We start from the raw sequence: 16,717 nt of genomic DNA on the forward strand, positions 1-16,717 counted from the left end.
TGAGCCCGTCATGAGCACCGCATGAGCACCACCACCGACCGCCGTCCCACCGAGGCGCTGCGCCGCGTGCTCGAGCGCCCCCTGGCGTCCTACCAGCTCGTCCTCGGCGCCTCCGCGCTGCTGGTCGGTCTGGGTCTCGTGATGGTCCTGAGCGCGAGCTCGGTGCTCGCGTTCCGGTCCGGCGGCAACTCGTACGCGATCGTCACGAAGCAGGTTCTCTTCGCAGTGCTCGGTCTCGCGGGCGCCTACGCCGCCCTCAAGCTGCCACTGTCGTTCCTGCGCCGGGCCGCCGCCCCGCTCCTGGGCATCGTGGTGCTGCTGATGCTCATGACCCTCGTGCCGGGCATCGGTGTCGAGGTCGGCGGCAACCGCAACTGGCTCCCGCTCGCGGGAGGCTTCCGCCTGCAACCGTCGGAGTTCGCCAAGCTCGCCATCATCATCTGGATCGCCGCCCTGTACGCGAAGCGGCAGAAGGCGCTGCACGGTCGGCGCTCGACGCACGCGATGCTGATGCCGGTGGTCCCGATCGCGGGCGCGGTCGCCGGGCTGGTGGTGCTGCAGAAGGACCTCGGCACCGCCCTGGTCCTGTTCGCCGTGATCTTCGGGCTCCTCTGGGCCGTGGGTCTGCCGCGCAAGCTCGTCGCCGCGGGCGCCGCGCTGCTGGGCGTCGCGCTGGTGCTGCTCGTCGCGACCGCGCCGCACCGGGTCGACCGGCTCTTCAACTTCATCGACCCGATGTCCGACCCGGACCGCACCGGGTACCAGGCGATCCACTCCATGATGGCCCTGGCCACGGGCGGCTTCTGGGGCGTGGGCCTGGGCGGCAGCCGCCAGAAGTGGGGCGCGCTGCCCAACGCTCACACCGACTTCATCCTGTCGGTCGTGGGCGAGGAGCTCGGCCTGTTCGGCACGCTGATCGTGCTGATCCTCTTCGTCGTGCTCACCGTGGCCGGCGTCCGCATCGCCCTGCGCACCCGCGACCCCTTCGCGCACTACCTCGCGATCGGCATCACGGTCTGGATCAGCGTCCAGGCGGCGATCAACATCGGCATGGTCCTGGGTCTGCTGCCGGTCATCGGCATCACCTTGCCGCTCATGTCCTACGGCGGCTCGAGCCTGCTCGTCACGATGACGGCACTCGGCCTGCTCGCCCGCTGCGCCCTCACCGAGCCCGGCGCGGAGCGGGCCCTGTCGACCAGGCGGTCCACCCGCCGCAAGCAGGCGGTCCGATGAAGGTGCTGCTGGCCGGGGGAGGCACCGCGGGTCACACCTCGCCGTTGCTCGCCACCGCCGAGGTGCTGCGCGAGGCCGGCGTCGAGGTCACGTGCCTCGGCACGCCGCGCGGCCTGGAGGTCACGCTCATCCCGCAGGCGGGCTACCCGCTCGAGCTGGTGCCGCCGGTGCCGCTCCCGCGCAAGCCCGGTGCCGATCTCGCCAAGGTGCCCGTGCGCCTCAAGCGCTCGGTCGCGGCCGCGCGGGAGGTCATCGAGCGCGTGCAGCCCGACGTCGTCTGCGGCTTCGGTGGCTACGTGTCGGTCCCCGCCTACCTGGCCGCGCGCAAGCGCGTGCCGATCGTCGTGCACGAGGGCAACGCCCGACCCGGCATCGCCAACAAGCTGGGGGCGCGGTTCACGACCCACGTCGCCACGAGCTTTCCGGGCACCGATCTTCCGCACGCCCAGCTGATCGGGCTGCCGATCCGGCGGCTCATCTCGGGTCTGGACCGTGACGCGCTCCGCGCCGAGGCGCGCGCGTTCTTCGGGCTCGAGGCCGATCGGCCCACCCTGCTCGTGACCGGCGGGTCGCAGGGCGCTCGCCGCATCAACCACGCGGTCTCCGGCGCAGCCCGTGAGCTGGCCGATGCGGGGGTGCAGGTCCTGCACGTGGCCGGCCGGGTTGACGAGGCCGCGCCGGACCGGCACCAGGGCGATCCTCCGTACGTCGTCGAGGGATTCGTCGACCGCATGGACCTCGCCTACGCGGCGGCCGACTTCATCGTCTGTCGTGCCGGGGCCAACACGGTCACCGAGGTCGCGGTCACCGGACTCCCGGCCGCGTTCGTGCCGCTGCCGATCGGCAACGGCGAGCAGGCCGTCAACGCCCATCCCGTCGTGCAGTCAGGGGGCGCCCTCCTGATCGACGACGCCGCCTTCACGTCCCGGTGGGTCGAGCAGGTCGTCGTGCCGCTGCTGCGTGACACCACGCGTCTGGCGCAGATGAGCCAGGCCGCCGCGCACGAGCTGCCGCGCGACGCCGACCAGCGCCTCGCGCAGATGGTGCTCGACGCCGCTGCCGGTGCCCCGGGTCCTGCGGACGGGGTGCGCTGATGCGGGTCCCCGTGCCGGACGTCATCGTGCCGGCCTCCTCGCTGCGCCACGTGCACCTGGTGGGTGTCGGTGGTGCCGGCCTGTCCGCCATCGCCCGGCTGCTGGCCCAGCAGGGCGTCGAGGTCAGTGGCAGCGACCAGGCGATGTCGGCCGTCACCCGAGCGCTCGTCGACGAGGGCATCACGGTGCACCTGGGGCACCGCGCCGAGAACGTGGCGGGCGCCGACACCGTCGTGGTCTCGACCGCCGTCCGCGAGGACAACCCCGAGGTCGTCGCGGCGCAGGCGGCCGGTGTGCGGCTGTGGCCCCGCTCGGCAGGGCTCGCGGCGCTGATGGCCGGTCGGCGCACGACGGCCGTCGCCGGCACGCACGGCAAGACCACCACGACCGCGATGCTGACGTGCGCGCTCCTGGAGGCCGGTGTCGATCCCTCCTTCGCGATCGGCGCCGAGGTCGCTCGGCTCGGCACCAACGCGCGGCTCGGTCGGAGCACCGACCTCGTCGTGGAGGCCGACGAGTCCGACGGCGCCTTCCTCGTCTACCACCCCTCCGGCGCCGTGGTGACGAACGTGGACGCCGACCACCTCGATGTCTGGGGCACGCCCGAGGCGTACGCCGGCGCGTTCGACGACTTCGTCGACACCGTGGGCGAGTTCCTCGTGCTCGACGCCGACGACCCGGGCGCGTCGCTGCTGGCCGATCCGGGTCGCGCCCGGGGCCTGGACGTCATCACGTGCGGGTTCGACGCCTCGGACGTCACCTGGACGGGGTCGGAGCTCCGGATCGACGCGAGCGGCACCCGCTTCACGGCCACGGGTCCCGACCAGGCCCAGGTCGCGGTCGCGCTCAGCGTGGTGGGCGCGCACTACGCGAGCGACGCCCTCCTGGCCCTGGCCACGGCCCACCGGCTCGGCGCCGACGTGAGTGCCGCGGCCGCGGGGCTCACGACCTACACCGGGGCGGCGCGTCGCATGCAGCACCTCGGCGACGCCGGGGGTGTCCGGGTCTACGACTCCTATGCGCACCACCCCACCGAGATCACCGCCGACCTCGCCGCCGCTCGCGCGGTGGCCGGCCACGACCGACTGGTCGTCGCGTTCCAGCCCCACCTCGTGAGCCGCACCCGCCTGTTCGGCCGTGCGATGGGCCGGGCCCTGTCCAGCGCCGATCGCGTCGTGGTCGCCGACCTGTACCTGGCCCGAGAGGATCCCGACCCCGCGGTGACCTCGGCCCTGGTGGTCACGTCGGTCGAGGGCACGCCGGCGAGCGAGGGTGGTCCGATCGAGCACCTCGACGGGGTCCTCGCCGGGCTCGTCCGTCCGGGCGACCTCCTCCTCACGCTCGGTGCGGGCGACATCACGACGGTCGGACCTCGCCTGCTCGAGCGTCTCGCGGCGCCGTCCACCGAGGGCTGAGCGGGTCCATGGCCACGCGCGGACCGGGCGACACCCGGCGACTGTTCGGGCGTCGGCGTCGTGCTGCGCGGCTCCACTCGGCGGCGCGGGTGCTGATCGCCGTCGCGGTGCTGCTGCTGGTGCTCGGCGGTGCCTGGGTCGTGACGTTCTCCTCCCTGCTCGCTGCCGACGGGGTCGAGGTCACCGGCACCGATCAGCTCACGAAGACCGAGGTCGAGGCCGCCGCCGCGGTGCCGATCGGGCGTCCCCTCGCCCGGATCGACCTCGACGCCGTCGAGGAGCGGGTCCGGGCCCTTCCGCTGGTCGAGTCCGTCGAGGCGTCGCGGTCCTGGCCCGGCACGGTGCAGCTGCGCATCACGGAGCGCACCGCGGTCGCCTGGATCGAGATCGACGGAGAGTTCCGAGGCGTCGACCGCTTCGGGTCGGACTTCCGCCGCTTCGACGCGCCGCCGGACCTGACGGAGATCCGCGTCGACACCAATGATCCGCGTGACCGGCAGCAGTCGTTCGAGGGCCTCGGGGCGGTCGTGGACGTGTTGCGCTCCTCGGCTCCCGACCTGCTGGCGGCCATCGAGTACGGCGAGGCCGAGACCCAGGACTCCCTGATGTTCCAGCTCACCGACGGCCGGAGCGTCCGGTGGGGGAGCGCGGAGGACAGTGAGCGCAAGATCGAGGTCGTCTCGGCGCTGCTGCGCACCGTGCAGGCGTCGGAGTACGACGTGAGTGCACCGGAGCAGCCGACGACCCGGGAGTGACCAATCGACGGGCGAGGCGTCGGCGTGTCGCGCCGATCCGCCCGGGCCGGGGCACGTACCGTCGGACACGAACGAGGTTGACATAACTACAACCCTCTACTAGAGGGTCAGGGTTCTGGCCACCTCGCCCCAACAGTCTCGAACCCCCAGACGCACACCCACCCTCGCGGTGGATCTCGCCCGGAAGGAACCCCATGGCGGTCCAGAACTATCTCGCCGTGATCAAGGTCGTCGGCATCGGCGGCGGTGGCGTCAACGCCGTCAACCGCATGATCGAGGTGGGGCTCAAGGGTGTCGAGTTCATCGCGATCAACACCGATGCCCAGGCCCTGCTCATGAGCGACGCCGACGTCAAGCTCGACGTCGGTCGCGACTCCACCCGCGGCCTCGGCGCCGGCGCCAACCCCGACATCGGCAAGCGCGCCGCCGAGGACCACGCCGAGGAGATCGAGGCGGCCATCAAGGGCGCCGACATGGTCTTCGTGACGGCCGGCGAGGGCGGCGGCACGGGCACCGGCGGAGCACCGGTCGTGGCGCGCATCGCCCGCTCGCTCGGTGCCCTCACGATCGGCGTCGTGACGCGGCCCTTCAAGTTCGAGGGCCGCAACCGCTCGGGACAGGCCGACGCCGGCATCCAGGCGCTGCGCGAGGAGGTCGACACCCTCATCGTGATCCCCAACGACCGGCTGCTCTCGATCAGCGATCCGAACGTCAGCCTGCTCGACTCCTTCCGCCAGGCCGACCAGGTCCTGCACCAGGGCGTCTCGGGCATCACCGACCTCATCACGACACCGGGCCTGATCAACCTCGACTTCGCTGACGTCAAGTCGGTCATGTCCGACGCCGGCTCGGCCCTCATGGGCATCGGCTCGGCGCGCGGGGAGTCCCGGGCGGCCGTCGCGGCCGAGATGGCCGTCTCGAGCCCGCTGCTGGAGGCGTCGATCGAAGGCGCTCGCGGCGTGCTGCTGTCGATCGCGGGAGGGTCCGACCTGGGCCTGTTCGAGATCAACGAGGCCGCCGGGCTCGTCGCCGACGCGGTGGACCCCGAGGCCAACATCATCTTCGGTGCCGTGATCGACGACGCGCTCGGTGACGAGGTGCGCGTCACCGTCATCGCCGCGGGCTTCGACGGGGGCGAGCCCAAGGTCCGCGACGCGTCCCAGCCGGCCCTCCTGCGGGAGAACGGGGCCGTTCCCGCCGCGCCGAGCGAGGAGAAGCCGCCGGCGAAGGCGTCGGAGTACCTCAAGCCCGACCCGCACCTCGATGGTCCCCTGGAGCCGGTCGAGGTCGAGTACGACGACGACCTCGACATCCCCGACTTCCTGCGCTGAGTGTTCCTGTTCCACGAGCGCCTCGACCACGGCGTCGAGATCGCGTTCACGGGGTCGGACCGCGACCTGCGTTCACCTGACGCCTACCCCGAGCTCGCCCGCGAGCTCGGGGTAGGCGTCGTCGGGGCGGTCCACCAGGTGCACGGACGCGATGTGGTCACGCTCGACGCCACCTGGCCGATCCGCGGGGGCGCGCTCGACGACGAGCTGGCCGATGCCGACGCGGTGCTCCTCGACCGCCCCGGAGCGGCCGTCGCCCGGGCCGCCGACTGCGTGCCGATCGGTGTGGCCGATCTCGATGCCCCCCGTGGCGCCGTCGTGCACGCGGGGCGCGTGGGTCTCGTGGCCGGTGTCGTCCCTGCGGCGGTCGGTGCCCTGCGCGACGCCGGCGCGGTCCGGATGCGGGCCTGGGTCGGTCCACGCGCGTGCGGTCACTGCTACGAGGTGCCCGAGGACATGGCGGCCCAGGTCGAGGCCGCCGTGCCCGGCACGCGGTCCCGCACCACCTGGGACACCCCGGCCCTCGACATCGGTGCCGGCGTCATCTCCCAGCTGGTCGCCGAAGGGGTCGAGGTCGTCGACGTCGGCGGATGCACGATCGAGGACCCGCGGCACCACTCGTACCGGCGCTCCGGTGACGCCGCCGGACGCCACGGGGTCGTGGTGGTCGTGCGATGAGCGAGCCCCAGCGAGCGAACCATCCCGGTGTCATCGCACGGCGGCCGTACCGTCGTTCTTCCACGGTGGTCGTGCGATGAGCCCTGAGATCCCCGCCAGGCAGCAGCAGCTGCGGGAGAACCTCACGACGGTCGAGGAGCGGATCCGCACGGCGTGCGCCGCGGCCGGCCGCGACCGGGCCGACGTCACGCTGATCGTCGTGACCAAGACGTATCCGGCCAGCGACGTCGCACTGCTCGCCGACCTCGGGATCACCGACGTCGGCGAGAACCGTCACCCCGAGGCGGGGGAGAAGGCCGCGGAGGTGCTGGCTCCGCTCCGCTGGCACTTCATGGGTGGCCTGCAGACGAACAAGGCCGGTGCGGTCGCGCGGTACGCCGACGTCGTGCACTCGGTCGATCGGGCCAAGCTCGTGGCATCGCTCGGGCGCGGCGCCGTCGCGGCCGAGCGCGAGCTGGAGGTGCTCCTGCAGGTCGACCTCGGTCCCGAGTTCGACCGACCGTCCGACGGCCGGTCGGGTGCGGCCCCCGCCGACCTTCGCGCCCTCGCTGACGCCGTGGCGGGCACCGAGCGCCTGCGTCTGGGTGGCGTCATGACGGTGGCCCCGCTGGGCGTCGACCCCGCGCCGGTCTTCGAGCGGCTCGCGATCTTGGCCGAGCAGCTGCGATCGGACCATCCCGGAGCCACGGTCATCTCGGCCGGCATGAGCGGCGACCTGGAACCGGCCGTCGCAGCGGGCGCGACACACCTGCGTGTCGGGAGCGCGATCCTCGGTGAACGCCCGCCACTCGGGTAATGTCACTCATGTGATTTGAGTCAACTCTCGAACCACGAACCACGAACCACGGTGCCGGTCCACCCGCACCAGACACACGAGGGGCAGTCATGGCTGGCGCAATGCGAAAGATGGGCGAGTACCTCGGCCTCGTCGAGCAGGCCGACTACGACGACGTCTACGACGACGAGCCGGCTCCCTCGCGAGAGCCCCGAGGCGCCGAGGCTGCGGCCCCGGTCCGCGAGCACGGTGCTCGTGAGCAGCGCGCGGCGCGCACGCCCGCGGTGATCCGCCCGGCTGCCGTCGCGCACATCGACGACCGTCGCCGCCGTGAGGTCTCCTCGGCCGACGCCGAGCTGACCCGGATCGAGACCGTCACCCCGCGCACGTTCAACGACGCCCGCGTCGTGGGCGAGAACTTCCGCAGCGGCGTCCCGGTCATCATGAACCTCACCGAGCTCGACGACTCCGACGCCAAGCGCATGGTCGACTTCGGCGCGGGCCTGGTGTTCTCGGTCCACGGAGCGATCACCCGCGTCACCGCTGGTGTCTTCCTGCTCACCCCGGCCAATGTGGTGGTGTCCGACGAGGACAAGCAGCGCATTGCCGGCGGTGGCCTCTACGACCGCACCTGACCGCGTATGCCTTCTGGCGTCGCCGACATCGTCCTGCTGGTCCTCTGGATCGCGATCGTCCTGCTCCTGGCTCGATTCGTCATCGAGTGGATCCAGGTGTTCGCCCGTAACTGGGCACCCAGTGGCTGGGTCGCCGTGCTGTGCGAGGGGATCTACTACGTCACCGATCCGCCGCTGCGCGCGATCCGTCGCGTCATCCCCCCCTTGCGGCTCGGACAGGTCATGCTCGACCTGTCCCCGCTGATCCTGCTGATCGTGATCCAGATCCTCATGAGTGTGGTCCGAGCCACCGCTACCTGAGACACCCGTGGGGCGGGTGTGGCAGGAGTGGATGATCGACCGGTACCGTAGGATCGACCGGAAGTCTCAACCCGACCATGAGGTGAACTGATGCCCCTGACTCCTGAGGACGTGCGCAACAAGCGCTTTACTCCCGTGCGCCTGCGCGAGGGATACGACATGGGAGAGGTGGATCAGTTCCTCGACGAAGTCGAGTCCGAGCTGGAGCGTCTCACTGTCGAGAACGACGAGCTGCGCGCGAAGGTCGCGGCCGCCTCCACGGGCGAGCCGACCGGCCTGATCCCGCAGGTCGCGCCCCCCGCGCAGGAGGCGCCGGCTCCCGCCGTGGCGGCACCGCCCGTCGCCGAGCCCGAGCCTGAGCCCGAGCCGGAGCCGGCGCCGGTCGCTGCTGCGCCGGTGGCCAGCAAGCCGTCGATCGCCGACGCCTCGTCCGCCGCGGCGCGACTGCTCGAGATCGCCTCGACCAACGCCGACCAGCTCATGGAGGCGGCCAAGGAAGAGGCCGACCGCATCGTGGGCGAGGCCCGCGCCAAGGCCGAGCGTCTCGAGACCGAGTCGCGCGGCAAGGCCGATCGTCTCGAGACCGACGCCCGCATCCGCGCGCAGAAGCTCGACGACGAGACCAAGCAGCGTCGTGAGCAGGCGCTGGCCAGCATCGAGCGCGAGCGCTACGAGGCCCAGCGTGAGGTCGAGCACCTGCGCGCCTACGAGCGCGAGTACCGCGCGCGTCTGAAGAACTACTTCCAGACGCAGCTCGAGCAGCTCGCCTCGTCGGACAACACCCCCGAGGCCAGTGCTGCTCCGGAGAGCAACGGCACCGGCACCGGTGCCGGCGAGCAGGCACCGCGCCGTATGCGCTCGCTGCTCGGCGACGACGACGTCTGAGACGTCCCCGGTCGGAAGCACGAGGGGCCCCCACCAGCACACGCTGGTGGGGGCCCCTCGTCGTTGCCCAGTGCCCGTCCGACGCTCGCCCCTGGTTCCCACAAGCAGGCTTGGACCCGAGCCTCCAGATGTGCTGCCTCATCCACCACACACCGCGAGGTGTCTGGTGGATGAGGCAGCACATCTGGGCCGGGCGGTCAGGCGGGGCTGAGCGGAACCACGCTCGCCCCGTCCGTGCGCTCTCGCTCGTGGTCAGACCTTCGTGACGGCGAAGCCGAGGCCGATCTCGTCGTCGGTGAACGGCAGGCCCGACGTGTCCTCGGTGCGCGTGACCTCGAGGGCCAGCACCTCGTCGGCGATCTCGCGCCCGTGCACCTCGATGGCCTCGGCCACGGCGGCGGTGCCGCCCCAGCGCAGCGTGATGCGGTCGGTGATGTCGAATCCCGACGACTTGCGCGCCTCCTGCACGGCCCGGATGACCTCGCGGGCCAGACCGGCCCGGCGCAGCTCGTCGTCGAGCTCCAGGTCGAGCGCGACGGTCTCGCCCTGGTCGTTGACGACCGACCAGCCCTCGCGCGGCCGCTCGGAGATGACGACGTCGTCGAGCGTGACCTCGACCGTGGCGCCGTCGACCATCACCGTGGCCGTGCCTCCGCCCTGCAGCGTCGTGGCCAGGTCCGTCGGGTCGGCCGCGGCGATCGCCTCGGCCACCCGGGGCGTCTGCTTGCCGTGGCGCTTGCCGAGAGCACGGAAGTTGCCCTTGACCGAGTGGTCGACGAGCGCCCCTCCGGCCTCGCCCAGCGCGTCGAGGCGCCCGACGTTGAGCTCCTCGCAGACCTGGGCGCGCAGCTCCTCACCGAGGCTCTGCCAGGCGGAGGAGGCGATCAGGGCGCGGCGCAGCGGCTGGCGGACCTTGGCCTTGGCCTCCGCCCGGGCCGCGCGCCCGAGCTCGGTCACGCGACGGGCCAGGTGCACGCGCTCGTCCAGACCGTCGACCACGAGGGTCGGGTCGGCGACGGGCCACGCGGCCAGGTGCACCGACGCCGTCGCCGAGGGTTCGACCGGACGCACGACGTCCTGCCAGACCCGCTCGGTGATGAACGGCACCAGCGGCGCCATGAGGCGCGTCAGGACGTCGATCGTCTCGTGGAGGGTCGCGAGCGCCGCGGGGTCGCCGGCCCAGAAGCGGCGGCGCGAGCGACGGACGTACCAGTTCGACAGGTCGTCGACGAATCGCGCGATGCGGGCACCGGCGGACTGCGTGTCGAACTGCTCCAGATCGGAGGTGACGTCTGCGGTGAGCAGCTGCAGCTGCGAGAGCACCCACCGGTCGAGCACGTCGCGGTCGGCCGGTGGCGGCACGTCCGCGCCCGGTGCCCAGCCCGCAGCACGCGCGTAGAGCACGTGGAAGGCCACGGTGTTCCAGTAGGTCAGCAGGACCTTGCGCACGATCTCGGTGAGCGTGACGTGGCCGATGCGGCGCGCCGACCAGGGGGAGCCGGAGCTCGCCATGAACCAGCGCAGCGCGTCGGCGCCGTGCTCGTCCATGAGGGGCATCGGGAGCAGGATGTTGCCCAGGTGCTTGCTCATCTTGCGGCCGTCCTCGGCCAGGAGGTGGCCCAGGCAGACGACGTTCTCGTACGACGACTTGTCGAACACGAGGGTGCCGACCGCCATGAGCGAGTAGAACCAGCCACGGGTCTGGTCGATCGCCTCGCAGATGTACTGGGCCGGGTAGGCCCGCTCGAACTTCTCGGCCGAGCCCGGGGCGTGCGGGTAGCCCCACTGCGCGAACGGCATCGAGCCGGAGTCGAACCAGACGTCGATGACCTCCGGGACCCGGCGATAGGTGCCGGCCTGGCCGTCGACCGTGAACGTGACGTCGTCGATGAACGGGCGGTGCGGGTCCAGGTCGGACAGGTCGCGCCCCGTGAGCTCGGACAGCTCCTTCAGCGACTCGATGCAGACGATCTGGGTCGGGTCGGCGTCATTGCGCCAGATGGGCAGGGGCGTGCCCCAGAAGCGGGAGCGGGAGAGCGCCCAGTCCTGGTTGTTGTCGAGCCAGTCGCCGTAGCGCCCGTGCTTGATCGTCTCGGGGAACCAGGCGGTGCCCTCGTTCTCGGCGATCAGCTGGTCCTTGATCTGGGTCGTGCGGATGTACCAGGCGGGCAGCGCGTAGTACATGAGCGGCGTGTGGCAGCGCCAGCAGTGCGGATAGGAGTGCTCGTAGTCGAGCCCCCGGAACAGCAGGCCGCGCGCCTCGAGGTCGGCGACGAGGGTCGGGTCGGCCTCCTTGAAGAACGCGCCGCCGACGAGGGGGACGTCGGCCTCGAAGTGGCCGTCGGACGTGATGGGGTTGACGACCGGCAGGCCGTAGGCCCGACAGACCTCCATGTCGTCGGCACCGAAGGCGGGGGACTGGTGCACCAGTCCCGTGCCGTCGTCGGTCGTGACGTACTCGGCGAGCACGACGAAGTGGGAGTCCGGGACGTCGATCAGCTCGAACGGACGTTGGTACGTCCAGCGCTCCATGTCGCGGCCCGGGAAGGTCTCCTCGATGACCCAGTCGTCGCCGAGGGCCGCGGACACCAGGCCCTCGAACACGATCACGCGGTCGTCGCCGTTGCGGGCGATCGCGTACGTGTGGTCGGGGTGCACCGCGACTGCGGTGTTCGACACGAGGGTCCAGGGCGTCGTGGTCCAGACGAGCAGGTCGACGCCGGTGTGCGGGCCGCTCGTGAGCGGGAACCGGACGTAGACCGAGGGGTCGACGATCGTCTCGTACCCCTGTGCGAGCTCGTGGTCGGACAGCGTGGTGCCGCAGCGCGGGCAGTAGGGGGCCACGCGGTGCGACTCGACGAGCAGGCCCTTGTCGAAGATCTGGCGCAGGCCCCACCACACGCTCTGGACGTACTCGCTGTCCATCGTGCGGTAGGGGTGGGCCATGTCGGTCCAGTAGCCCATGCGATCGGTCATGTCCTCGAACTGACCGACGTTGCGCAGCACCGCCTCGCGGCACTTCGCGTTGAACTCCGCGATGCCGAAGGCCTCGATGTCGGGCTTGCCGTTGAAGCCCAGCTCCTTCTCGACCGCGATCTCGACCGGCAGGCCGTGGCAGTCCCAGCCGGCCTTCCGCTCCACCAGGTGGCCCTGCATCGTCTTGAACCGCGGGAAGACGTCCTTGAAGACCCGTGCCTCGACGTGGTGCGTGCCCGGCACGCCGTTCGCCGTCGGCGGGCCCTCGTAGAACGTCCATCGCGGGGCGTCGGCGCGTTCGGACAGGCTCGCTGCGAAGGTGCCCTCGGACTCCCACAGGTCGAGGATCTCGCGCTCCAGCCCCGGGAGGTCGATCTGCGCCGGGACGGCGCGGTACACGGGTCGATCGGAGGAGGCGGACCCGGTGTCGGGTGCGGTGTCGGAGGTCGGGGGAGAGGTCACACGCGCGATTCTACGGAGCGCCGTCAGGGCACCTGCGGCGAGGCGAAGTTGCCACGCTTGGCGCGGCGGTCTACTGTCCGGCGCATGCCGAAGTCGACGCTCCTCGTCCGCAGCGACGAGGACCCCTGGTCCGAGAGTGAGCTGGCGGAGGTCAAGTCCGAGCTGGAGGCTGATCTCGGCCGCTTGCGAGACGAGCTCGAGCAGACGGCCCGCGACCTCGCGGACCTGCTCGACGACGGCTCGGACGGTGCCGGCAACGACCAGGCCGACGTCGGCTCGAAGGGTCTGGAGCGCGACGCCGAGCTGTCGCTGCGCGCCAACCAGCAGGAGCTCCTGTTCCAGACCGAGAAGGCCCTCGGTCGGCTCGCCGACGGCAGCTACGGCCAGTGCGAGTCGTGCGGCGAGGCGATCGGCAAGAACCGTTTGATGGCCTTCCCCCGCGCGACCTTGTGCATCCCGTGCAAGCAGCGCGAGGAACGACGCTGAACGCTGAGGCTCCCGGGGGCCACAAGGCCCGCGGCCGGCTCCTGATCGGGTTCGGTGCCGGAGTCCTCGCGGCGTGGGCGCTCGACCAGGCCACCAAGGTCTGGGCGGTCGCGCGACTGGAGGGCCAGGACCCGATCCGGGTCGTGCCCGACGTCCTCGAGCTGCGGTTCCTGCGCAATCCCGGGGCCGCGTTCGGCCTCGGCACCTCGATGACGGTGCTGCTGACGATCATCGCGATCGGTGTGGCCGTGGTCGTCGTCCGGCTGGCGCCGCGCCTGCAGGACGGCGTGTGGCGCCTGGCGCTCGGACTCCTGCTCGCCGGCACGACCGGCAACCTGACCGACCGCCTCCTGCGCGAGCCGGAGCCGCTGCGGGGCCACGTCGTCGACTTCATCGACTACGGCGGCCTGTTCGTGGGCAATGTCGCCGACATCTACCTGACCGCCGCGGCGATCCTGATCCTGGTGCAGTCGTGGCGCGGCATCGGCCTTGACGGCCGCCGTGACCTCGACCGTCCCGAGACCGGCAAGCACGAGCGCACCGAGCCGGGCGGGGAGCATCGTGCGGGCCCCGACGGCCCCGACGACATCGCCGAGCACCCCGACGGGGGACACTAGGTCCCGTGAGTGACCTCCGCGTGATCGCCGTCCCCGAAGGACTCGAGGGCGAACGGGTCGACGTCGCGCTCGCCCGCCTGCTCGGGCTGTCCCGTTCGCGGGCCGCCGAGCTCGTGGCCGACGGGCACGTGCTGCTCGACGGCAACCCGCCGGCCAAGTCCGAGCGCGTCCTCGCCGGAGCCATGTTGGAGGCCACGATCCCGTCGGTCGTTCCCGTGCGGGTCGAGGCGATCCCGGTCGACGACCTGAAGATCGTGCACGACGACGACGACCTCGTGATCGTCGACAAGCCGGTCGGCGTCGCGGCCCACCCCGGCGTCGGCTGGAACGGACCCACGGTGCTCGGCGCGCTCGCCGCCCGCGGGTACCGGATCTCCACCTCGGGCGCACCCGAGCGCCAGGGCATCGTGCACCGGCTCGACGTGGGCACGAGCGGTCTGATGGCCGTGGCCAAGTCCGAGCACGCGTACTCCGTCATGAAGCAGTACTTCCGCGATCGCGTCGTCGACAAGACGTACCACGCGCTCGTGCAGGGACACCCCGATCCGCACACCGGCACGATCGACGCACCCATCGCCCGCCACCCCAAGCACGACTTCAAGTTCACGGTGCGCGACGGTGGCCGGGCGAGCGTCACGCACTACGACACGCTCGAGGCCCACCGGTACGCCTCGTTGCTGACGATCAAGCTCGAGACGGGGCGCACGCACCAGATCCGCGTGCACCTGAGCGCCCTGAAGCACCCGTGCGTCGGCGACCCGCTCTACGGCGCAGACCCGACGCTCTCGTCACGCGTCGGTCTCGAGCGCCAGTGGCTGCACGCCGTCGGCCTCGGTTTCGTGCACCCCCGCACGGGCCTGGCCGTCGACTACGAGTCGACCTACCCCGATGACCTCCAGAAGGCGCTCGACCTGATCCGCTCGCTCGACTGAGCAGGGGCTCGCCGTCGCCGGGTGGCGTTTCAGCGTGGTTGCTGACAAGCGGCCACGGACGACGGCGGAGGGGTCTCCGGGGTGCCGAGCGTTGCCGGGTAGACCGAGGACGATGCATTCCGGTTGCTGGGGCTACCGCGATGCATCGTCGTCGGTCGCCCCGCCGGGTGGTCCGTGGCCGCTTGTCCGCGCCACCCGCAGCGGTCACGAAACCGACGATCGGCCGAATTCTCGACCTTTCCGACCAAAAGTGTCCGCCGCCTCCGGCAGGCTGGCCCCCATGTCCGACATGATCCGCGCGACCGGGCTGGTCAAGCGCTACAAGAACACCACCGCACTGGCGGGGCTCGACCTCGTGGTGCCCGAGGGCACCGTCCTGGGGCTGCTCGGTCCCAACGGGGCCGGCAAGACCACCGCGGTGCGCATCCTCGCCACGCTGCTGCGTCCTGACGAGGGCTCCGCACAGGTCGCGGGCGTCGACGTGCTGGCCGATCCCATGGGGGTCCGATCCCGCATCGGCCTGTCCGGCCAGTACGCGGCGGTCGACGAGCACCTCACGGGTTTCGAGAACCTCGAGATGGTCGGTCGTCTCTACGGCATGAGCCGCAAGCAGGCCTCCTCCCGGGCGCGTGACCTGCTCGAGCGCTTCGACCTGGTCGACGCCGGCGACCGCCCGTCCAAGACCTACTCCGGCGGCATGCGCCGTCGCCTCGACCTGGCAGGAGCGCTGGTGGCCGAACCGCCCGTGCTGATCCTCGACGAGCCCACCACGGGACTCGACCCGCGCAGCCGTCAGCAGATGTGGGCCGTCATCCGCGACCTCGTGTCCGACGGCACCACGCTGCTGCTCACGACGCAGTACCTCGAAGAGGCCGACCTGCTCGCCGACGACATCGTGGTCATCGACCAGGGCAAGGCCATCGCCCGCGGCACGGCCGACGAGCTGAAGTCCCGCACGGGGGGCGAGCGGATCGAGGTCGTCGTGGCCGACGTCGCCCGCCTCGACGACGCGGCGCGTGCCCTGGCCGGCGTCGCCCAGGGCGAGGTCCAGGCCGACCCGGCGCGACGCTCCGTCACGGGCGCGGTCGACGACGACGGGGCCGGCCGGCTCATGCAGGTGCTGCAGGCCCTGCGCGACGACGGCGTCGAGCTGCTCGACGTCGGGCTCCGGCGACCCACCCTCGACGACGTGTTCCTCACCCTGACGGGCCGCGCCGCCGAGGACGACGCGCCCGCATCCGAGACCGAGACGGAGGTCCGCTCATGAGCGCCACCCGCACCAGCCCCCTGCGCGTCGCCACCGACGGCTGGGTCGTCGCCAAGCGCAACGTCATCAAGATCAAGCGGGTCCCGGAGATCCTGGTCTTCGTCCTGCTGTCGCCGATCATGTTCGTGCTGCTGTTCGCGTACGTCTTCGGCGGTGCCATCGACGCCGGCGCCGGGCTCGACTACAAGGAGTTCCTCGTCGGCGGCATCTTCGCCCAGACGGTCGTCTTCGGTGCCACCTTCACCGGCGCTGGTCTGGCCGAGGACATGCAGAAGGGCATCATCGACCGGTTCCGGTCCCTCCCGATGTCGCGCTCGGCGGTCCTGGTGGGTCGCACCACGAGCGACATCATCTACAACGTGCTGTCGCTCATCATCATGGCGCTCACGGGCCTGCTGGTCGGGTGGCGCATCCGCGAGGGCGTCCTCGATGCGCTCGCGGCGTTCGCGCTGCTCATCCTGTTCGCCTACGCCATCAGCTGGATCATGGGCTACATCGGCCTGCTGGTGCCGAGCGTCGAGGTCATCAACAACGCGTCGTTCCTGGTCATCATGCCGCTGACCTTCGTCTCGAACGCCTTCGTGCCGCTGGAGTCGTTCCCGAGCGGGCTTCGCACCGTCGTGGAGTGGAATCCCGTCTCGGCGGTCACGCAGGCCGTCCGCGAGCTGTTCGGCAACACGTCGGCCGCCGTCCCGGTGCCCGATGCCTGGTCGATCCAGAACCCCGTGCTCTACACGTTGATCTGGGTGGTCCTCATCCTCGTGGTGTTCGTGCCGTTGTCGGTGCGCCAGTACCGCATCGCCAGCAGCCGCTGACACCGGCGGACGCACCTGCAGGAGGCCACGGGTTCGCGAGTGGCCTCCTGCGGGTGCACCG

At 71.3% G+C, this 16,717-nt stretch carries 16 protein-coding genes; 15 read left to right on the forward strand and 1 reads right to left on the reverse strand.

What is annotated here, in order from left to right; all coding sequences use genetic code 11:
- Positions 1–21 precede the first annotated feature (21 nt).
- The 10 genes from ftsW to V6S66_RS06165 all read left to right on the forward strand — a co-directional run bounded on the left by ftsW (position 22) and on the right by V6S66_RS06165 (position 9,101).
- Positions 22–1,233, forward strand: a complete 1,212-nt coding sequence (ftsW, locus tag V6S66_RS06120; RefSeq protein WP_334205858.1) for a putative lipid II flippase FtsW — start codon at positions 22–24, stop codon at positions 1,231–1,233.
- Positions 1,230–2,327, forward strand: a complete 1,098-nt coding sequence (murG, locus tag V6S66_RS06125) for an undecaprenyldiphospho-muramoylpentapeptide beta-N-acetylglucosaminyltransferase (RefSeq protein WP_334205859.1) — start codon at positions 1,230–1,232, stop codon at positions 2,325–2,327. Before ftsW ends, murG begins: the two co-directional genes overlap by 4 nt.
- Positions 2,327–3,742 carry a UDP-N-acetylmuramate--L-alanine ligase gene (gene murC, locus V6S66_RS06130; protein WP_334205860.1) on the forward strand — a complete coding sequence of 472 codons (1,416 nt, stop codon included), beginning with the start codon at positions 2,327–2,329 and terminating at the stop codon, positions 3,740–3,742. The genes murG and murC overlap by 1 nt, the downstream gene beginning before the upstream one ends.
- 8 nt (positions 3,743–3,750) lie before the next feature.
- Positions 3,751–4,497, forward strand: a complete 747-nt coding sequence (locus V6S66_RS06135; RefSeq protein WP_334205861.1) for a cell division protein FtsQ/DivIB — start codon at positions 3,751–3,753, stop codon at positions 4,495–4,497.
- A 194-nt stretch (positions 4,498–4,691) separates the two neighbouring features.
- On the forward strand, positions 4,692–5,828 hold the full coding sequence (gene ftsZ, locus V6S66_RS06140; protein ID WP_334205862.1) for a cell division protein FtsZ: 1,137 nt from the start codon (positions 4,692–4,694) through the stop codon (positions 5,826–5,828).
- Positions 5,829–6,506 carry a polyphenol oxidase family protein gene (locus tag V6S66_RS06145; RefSeq protein ID WP_334205863.1) on the forward strand — a complete coding sequence of 226 codons (678 nt, stop codon included), beginning with the start codon at positions 5,829–5,831 and terminating at the stop codon, positions 6,504–6,506. It begins immediately after the preceding gene.
- Between the two features lie 76 nt (positions 6,507–6,582).
- Positions 6,583–7,302 carry a YggS family pyridoxal phosphate-dependent enzyme gene (locus V6S66_RS06150; protein WP_334205864.1) on the forward strand — a complete coding sequence of 240 codons (720 nt, stop codon included), beginning with the start codon at positions 6,583–6,585 and terminating at the stop codon, positions 7,300–7,302.
- 89 nt (positions 7,303–7,391) lie between these two features.
- Positions 7,392–7,916 carry a cell division protein SepF gene (locus V6S66_RS06155; RefSeq protein ID WP_334205865.1) on the forward strand — a complete coding sequence of 175 codons (525 nt, stop codon included), beginning with the start codon at positions 7,392–7,394 and terminating at the stop codon, positions 7,914–7,916.
- A gap of 6 nt (positions 7,917–7,922) precedes the next feature.
- Positions 7,923–8,216 carry a YggT family protein gene (locus V6S66_RS06160; RefSeq protein WP_334205866.1) on the forward strand — a complete coding sequence of 98 codons (294 nt, stop codon included), beginning with the start codon at positions 7,923–7,925 and terminating at the stop codon, positions 8,214–8,216.
- Between the two features lie 90 nt (positions 8,217–8,306).
- Complete coding sequence (locus V6S66_RS06165; RefSeq protein WP_334205867.1) at positions 8,307–9,101, forward strand: DivIVA domain-containing protein; 795 nt, start codon at positions 8,307–8,309, stop codon at positions 9,099–9,101.
- Between the two features lie 252 nt (positions 9,102–9,353).
- On the opposite strand, the gene ileS is transcribed toward V6S66_RS06165, so the two are convergent.
- Positions 9,354–12,548 carry an isoleucine--tRNA ligase gene (gene ileS, locus V6S66_RS06170; RefSeq protein WP_442885915.1) on the reverse strand — a complete coding sequence of 1,065 codons (3,195 nt, stop codon included), beginning with the start codon at positions 12,546–12,548 and terminating at the stop codon, positions 9,354–9,356.
- 75 nt (positions 12,549–12,623) lie between these two features.
- On the opposite strand from ileS, the gene V6S66_RS06175 reads away from it, so the two are divergent.
- From V6S66_RS06175 to V6S66_RS06195, 5 genes are all read left to right on the forward strand, one after another.
- Positions 12,624–13,025: a TraR/DksA family transcriptional regulator gene (locus V6S66_RS06175; RefSeq protein ID WP_334205868.1), complete on the forward strand. Its 402-nt coding sequence runs from the start codon at positions 12,624–12,626 to the stop codon at positions 13,023–13,025.
- Positions 12,998–13,642: a signal peptidase II gene (locus V6S66_RS06180; RefSeq protein ID WP_334205869.1), complete on the forward strand. Its 645-nt coding sequence runs from the start codon at positions 12,998–13,000 to the stop codon at positions 13,640–13,642. The genes V6S66_RS06175 and V6S66_RS06180 overlap by 28 nt, the downstream gene beginning before the upstream one ends.
- 5 nt (positions 13,643–13,647) lie before the next feature.
- On the forward strand, positions 13,648–14,574 hold the full coding sequence (locus tag V6S66_RS06185; protein WP_334205870.1) for an RluA family pseudouridine synthase: 927 nt from the start codon (positions 13,648–13,650) through the stop codon (positions 14,572–14,574).
- 280 nt (positions 14,575–14,854) lie between these two features.
- Positions 14,855–15,841: an ATP-binding cassette domain-containing protein gene (locus tag V6S66_RS06190; protein WP_334205871.1), complete on the forward strand. Its 987-nt coding sequence runs from the start codon at positions 14,855–14,857 to the stop codon at positions 15,839–15,841.
- Positions 15,838–16,656: an ABC transporter permease gene (locus V6S66_RS06195; RefSeq protein WP_334205872.1), complete on the forward strand. Its 819-nt coding sequence runs from the start codon at positions 15,838–15,840 to the stop codon at positions 16,654–16,656. Before V6S66_RS06190 ends, V6S66_RS06195 begins: the two co-directional genes overlap by 4 nt.
- Positions 16,657–16,717: the final 61 nt, after the last annotated feature.

It is taken from the genome of Aeromicrobium sp. Sec7.5 (assembly GCF_036867135.1).
Lineage (GTDB): Bacteria > Actinomycetota > Actinomycetes > Propionibacteriales > Nocardioidaceae > Aeromicrobium.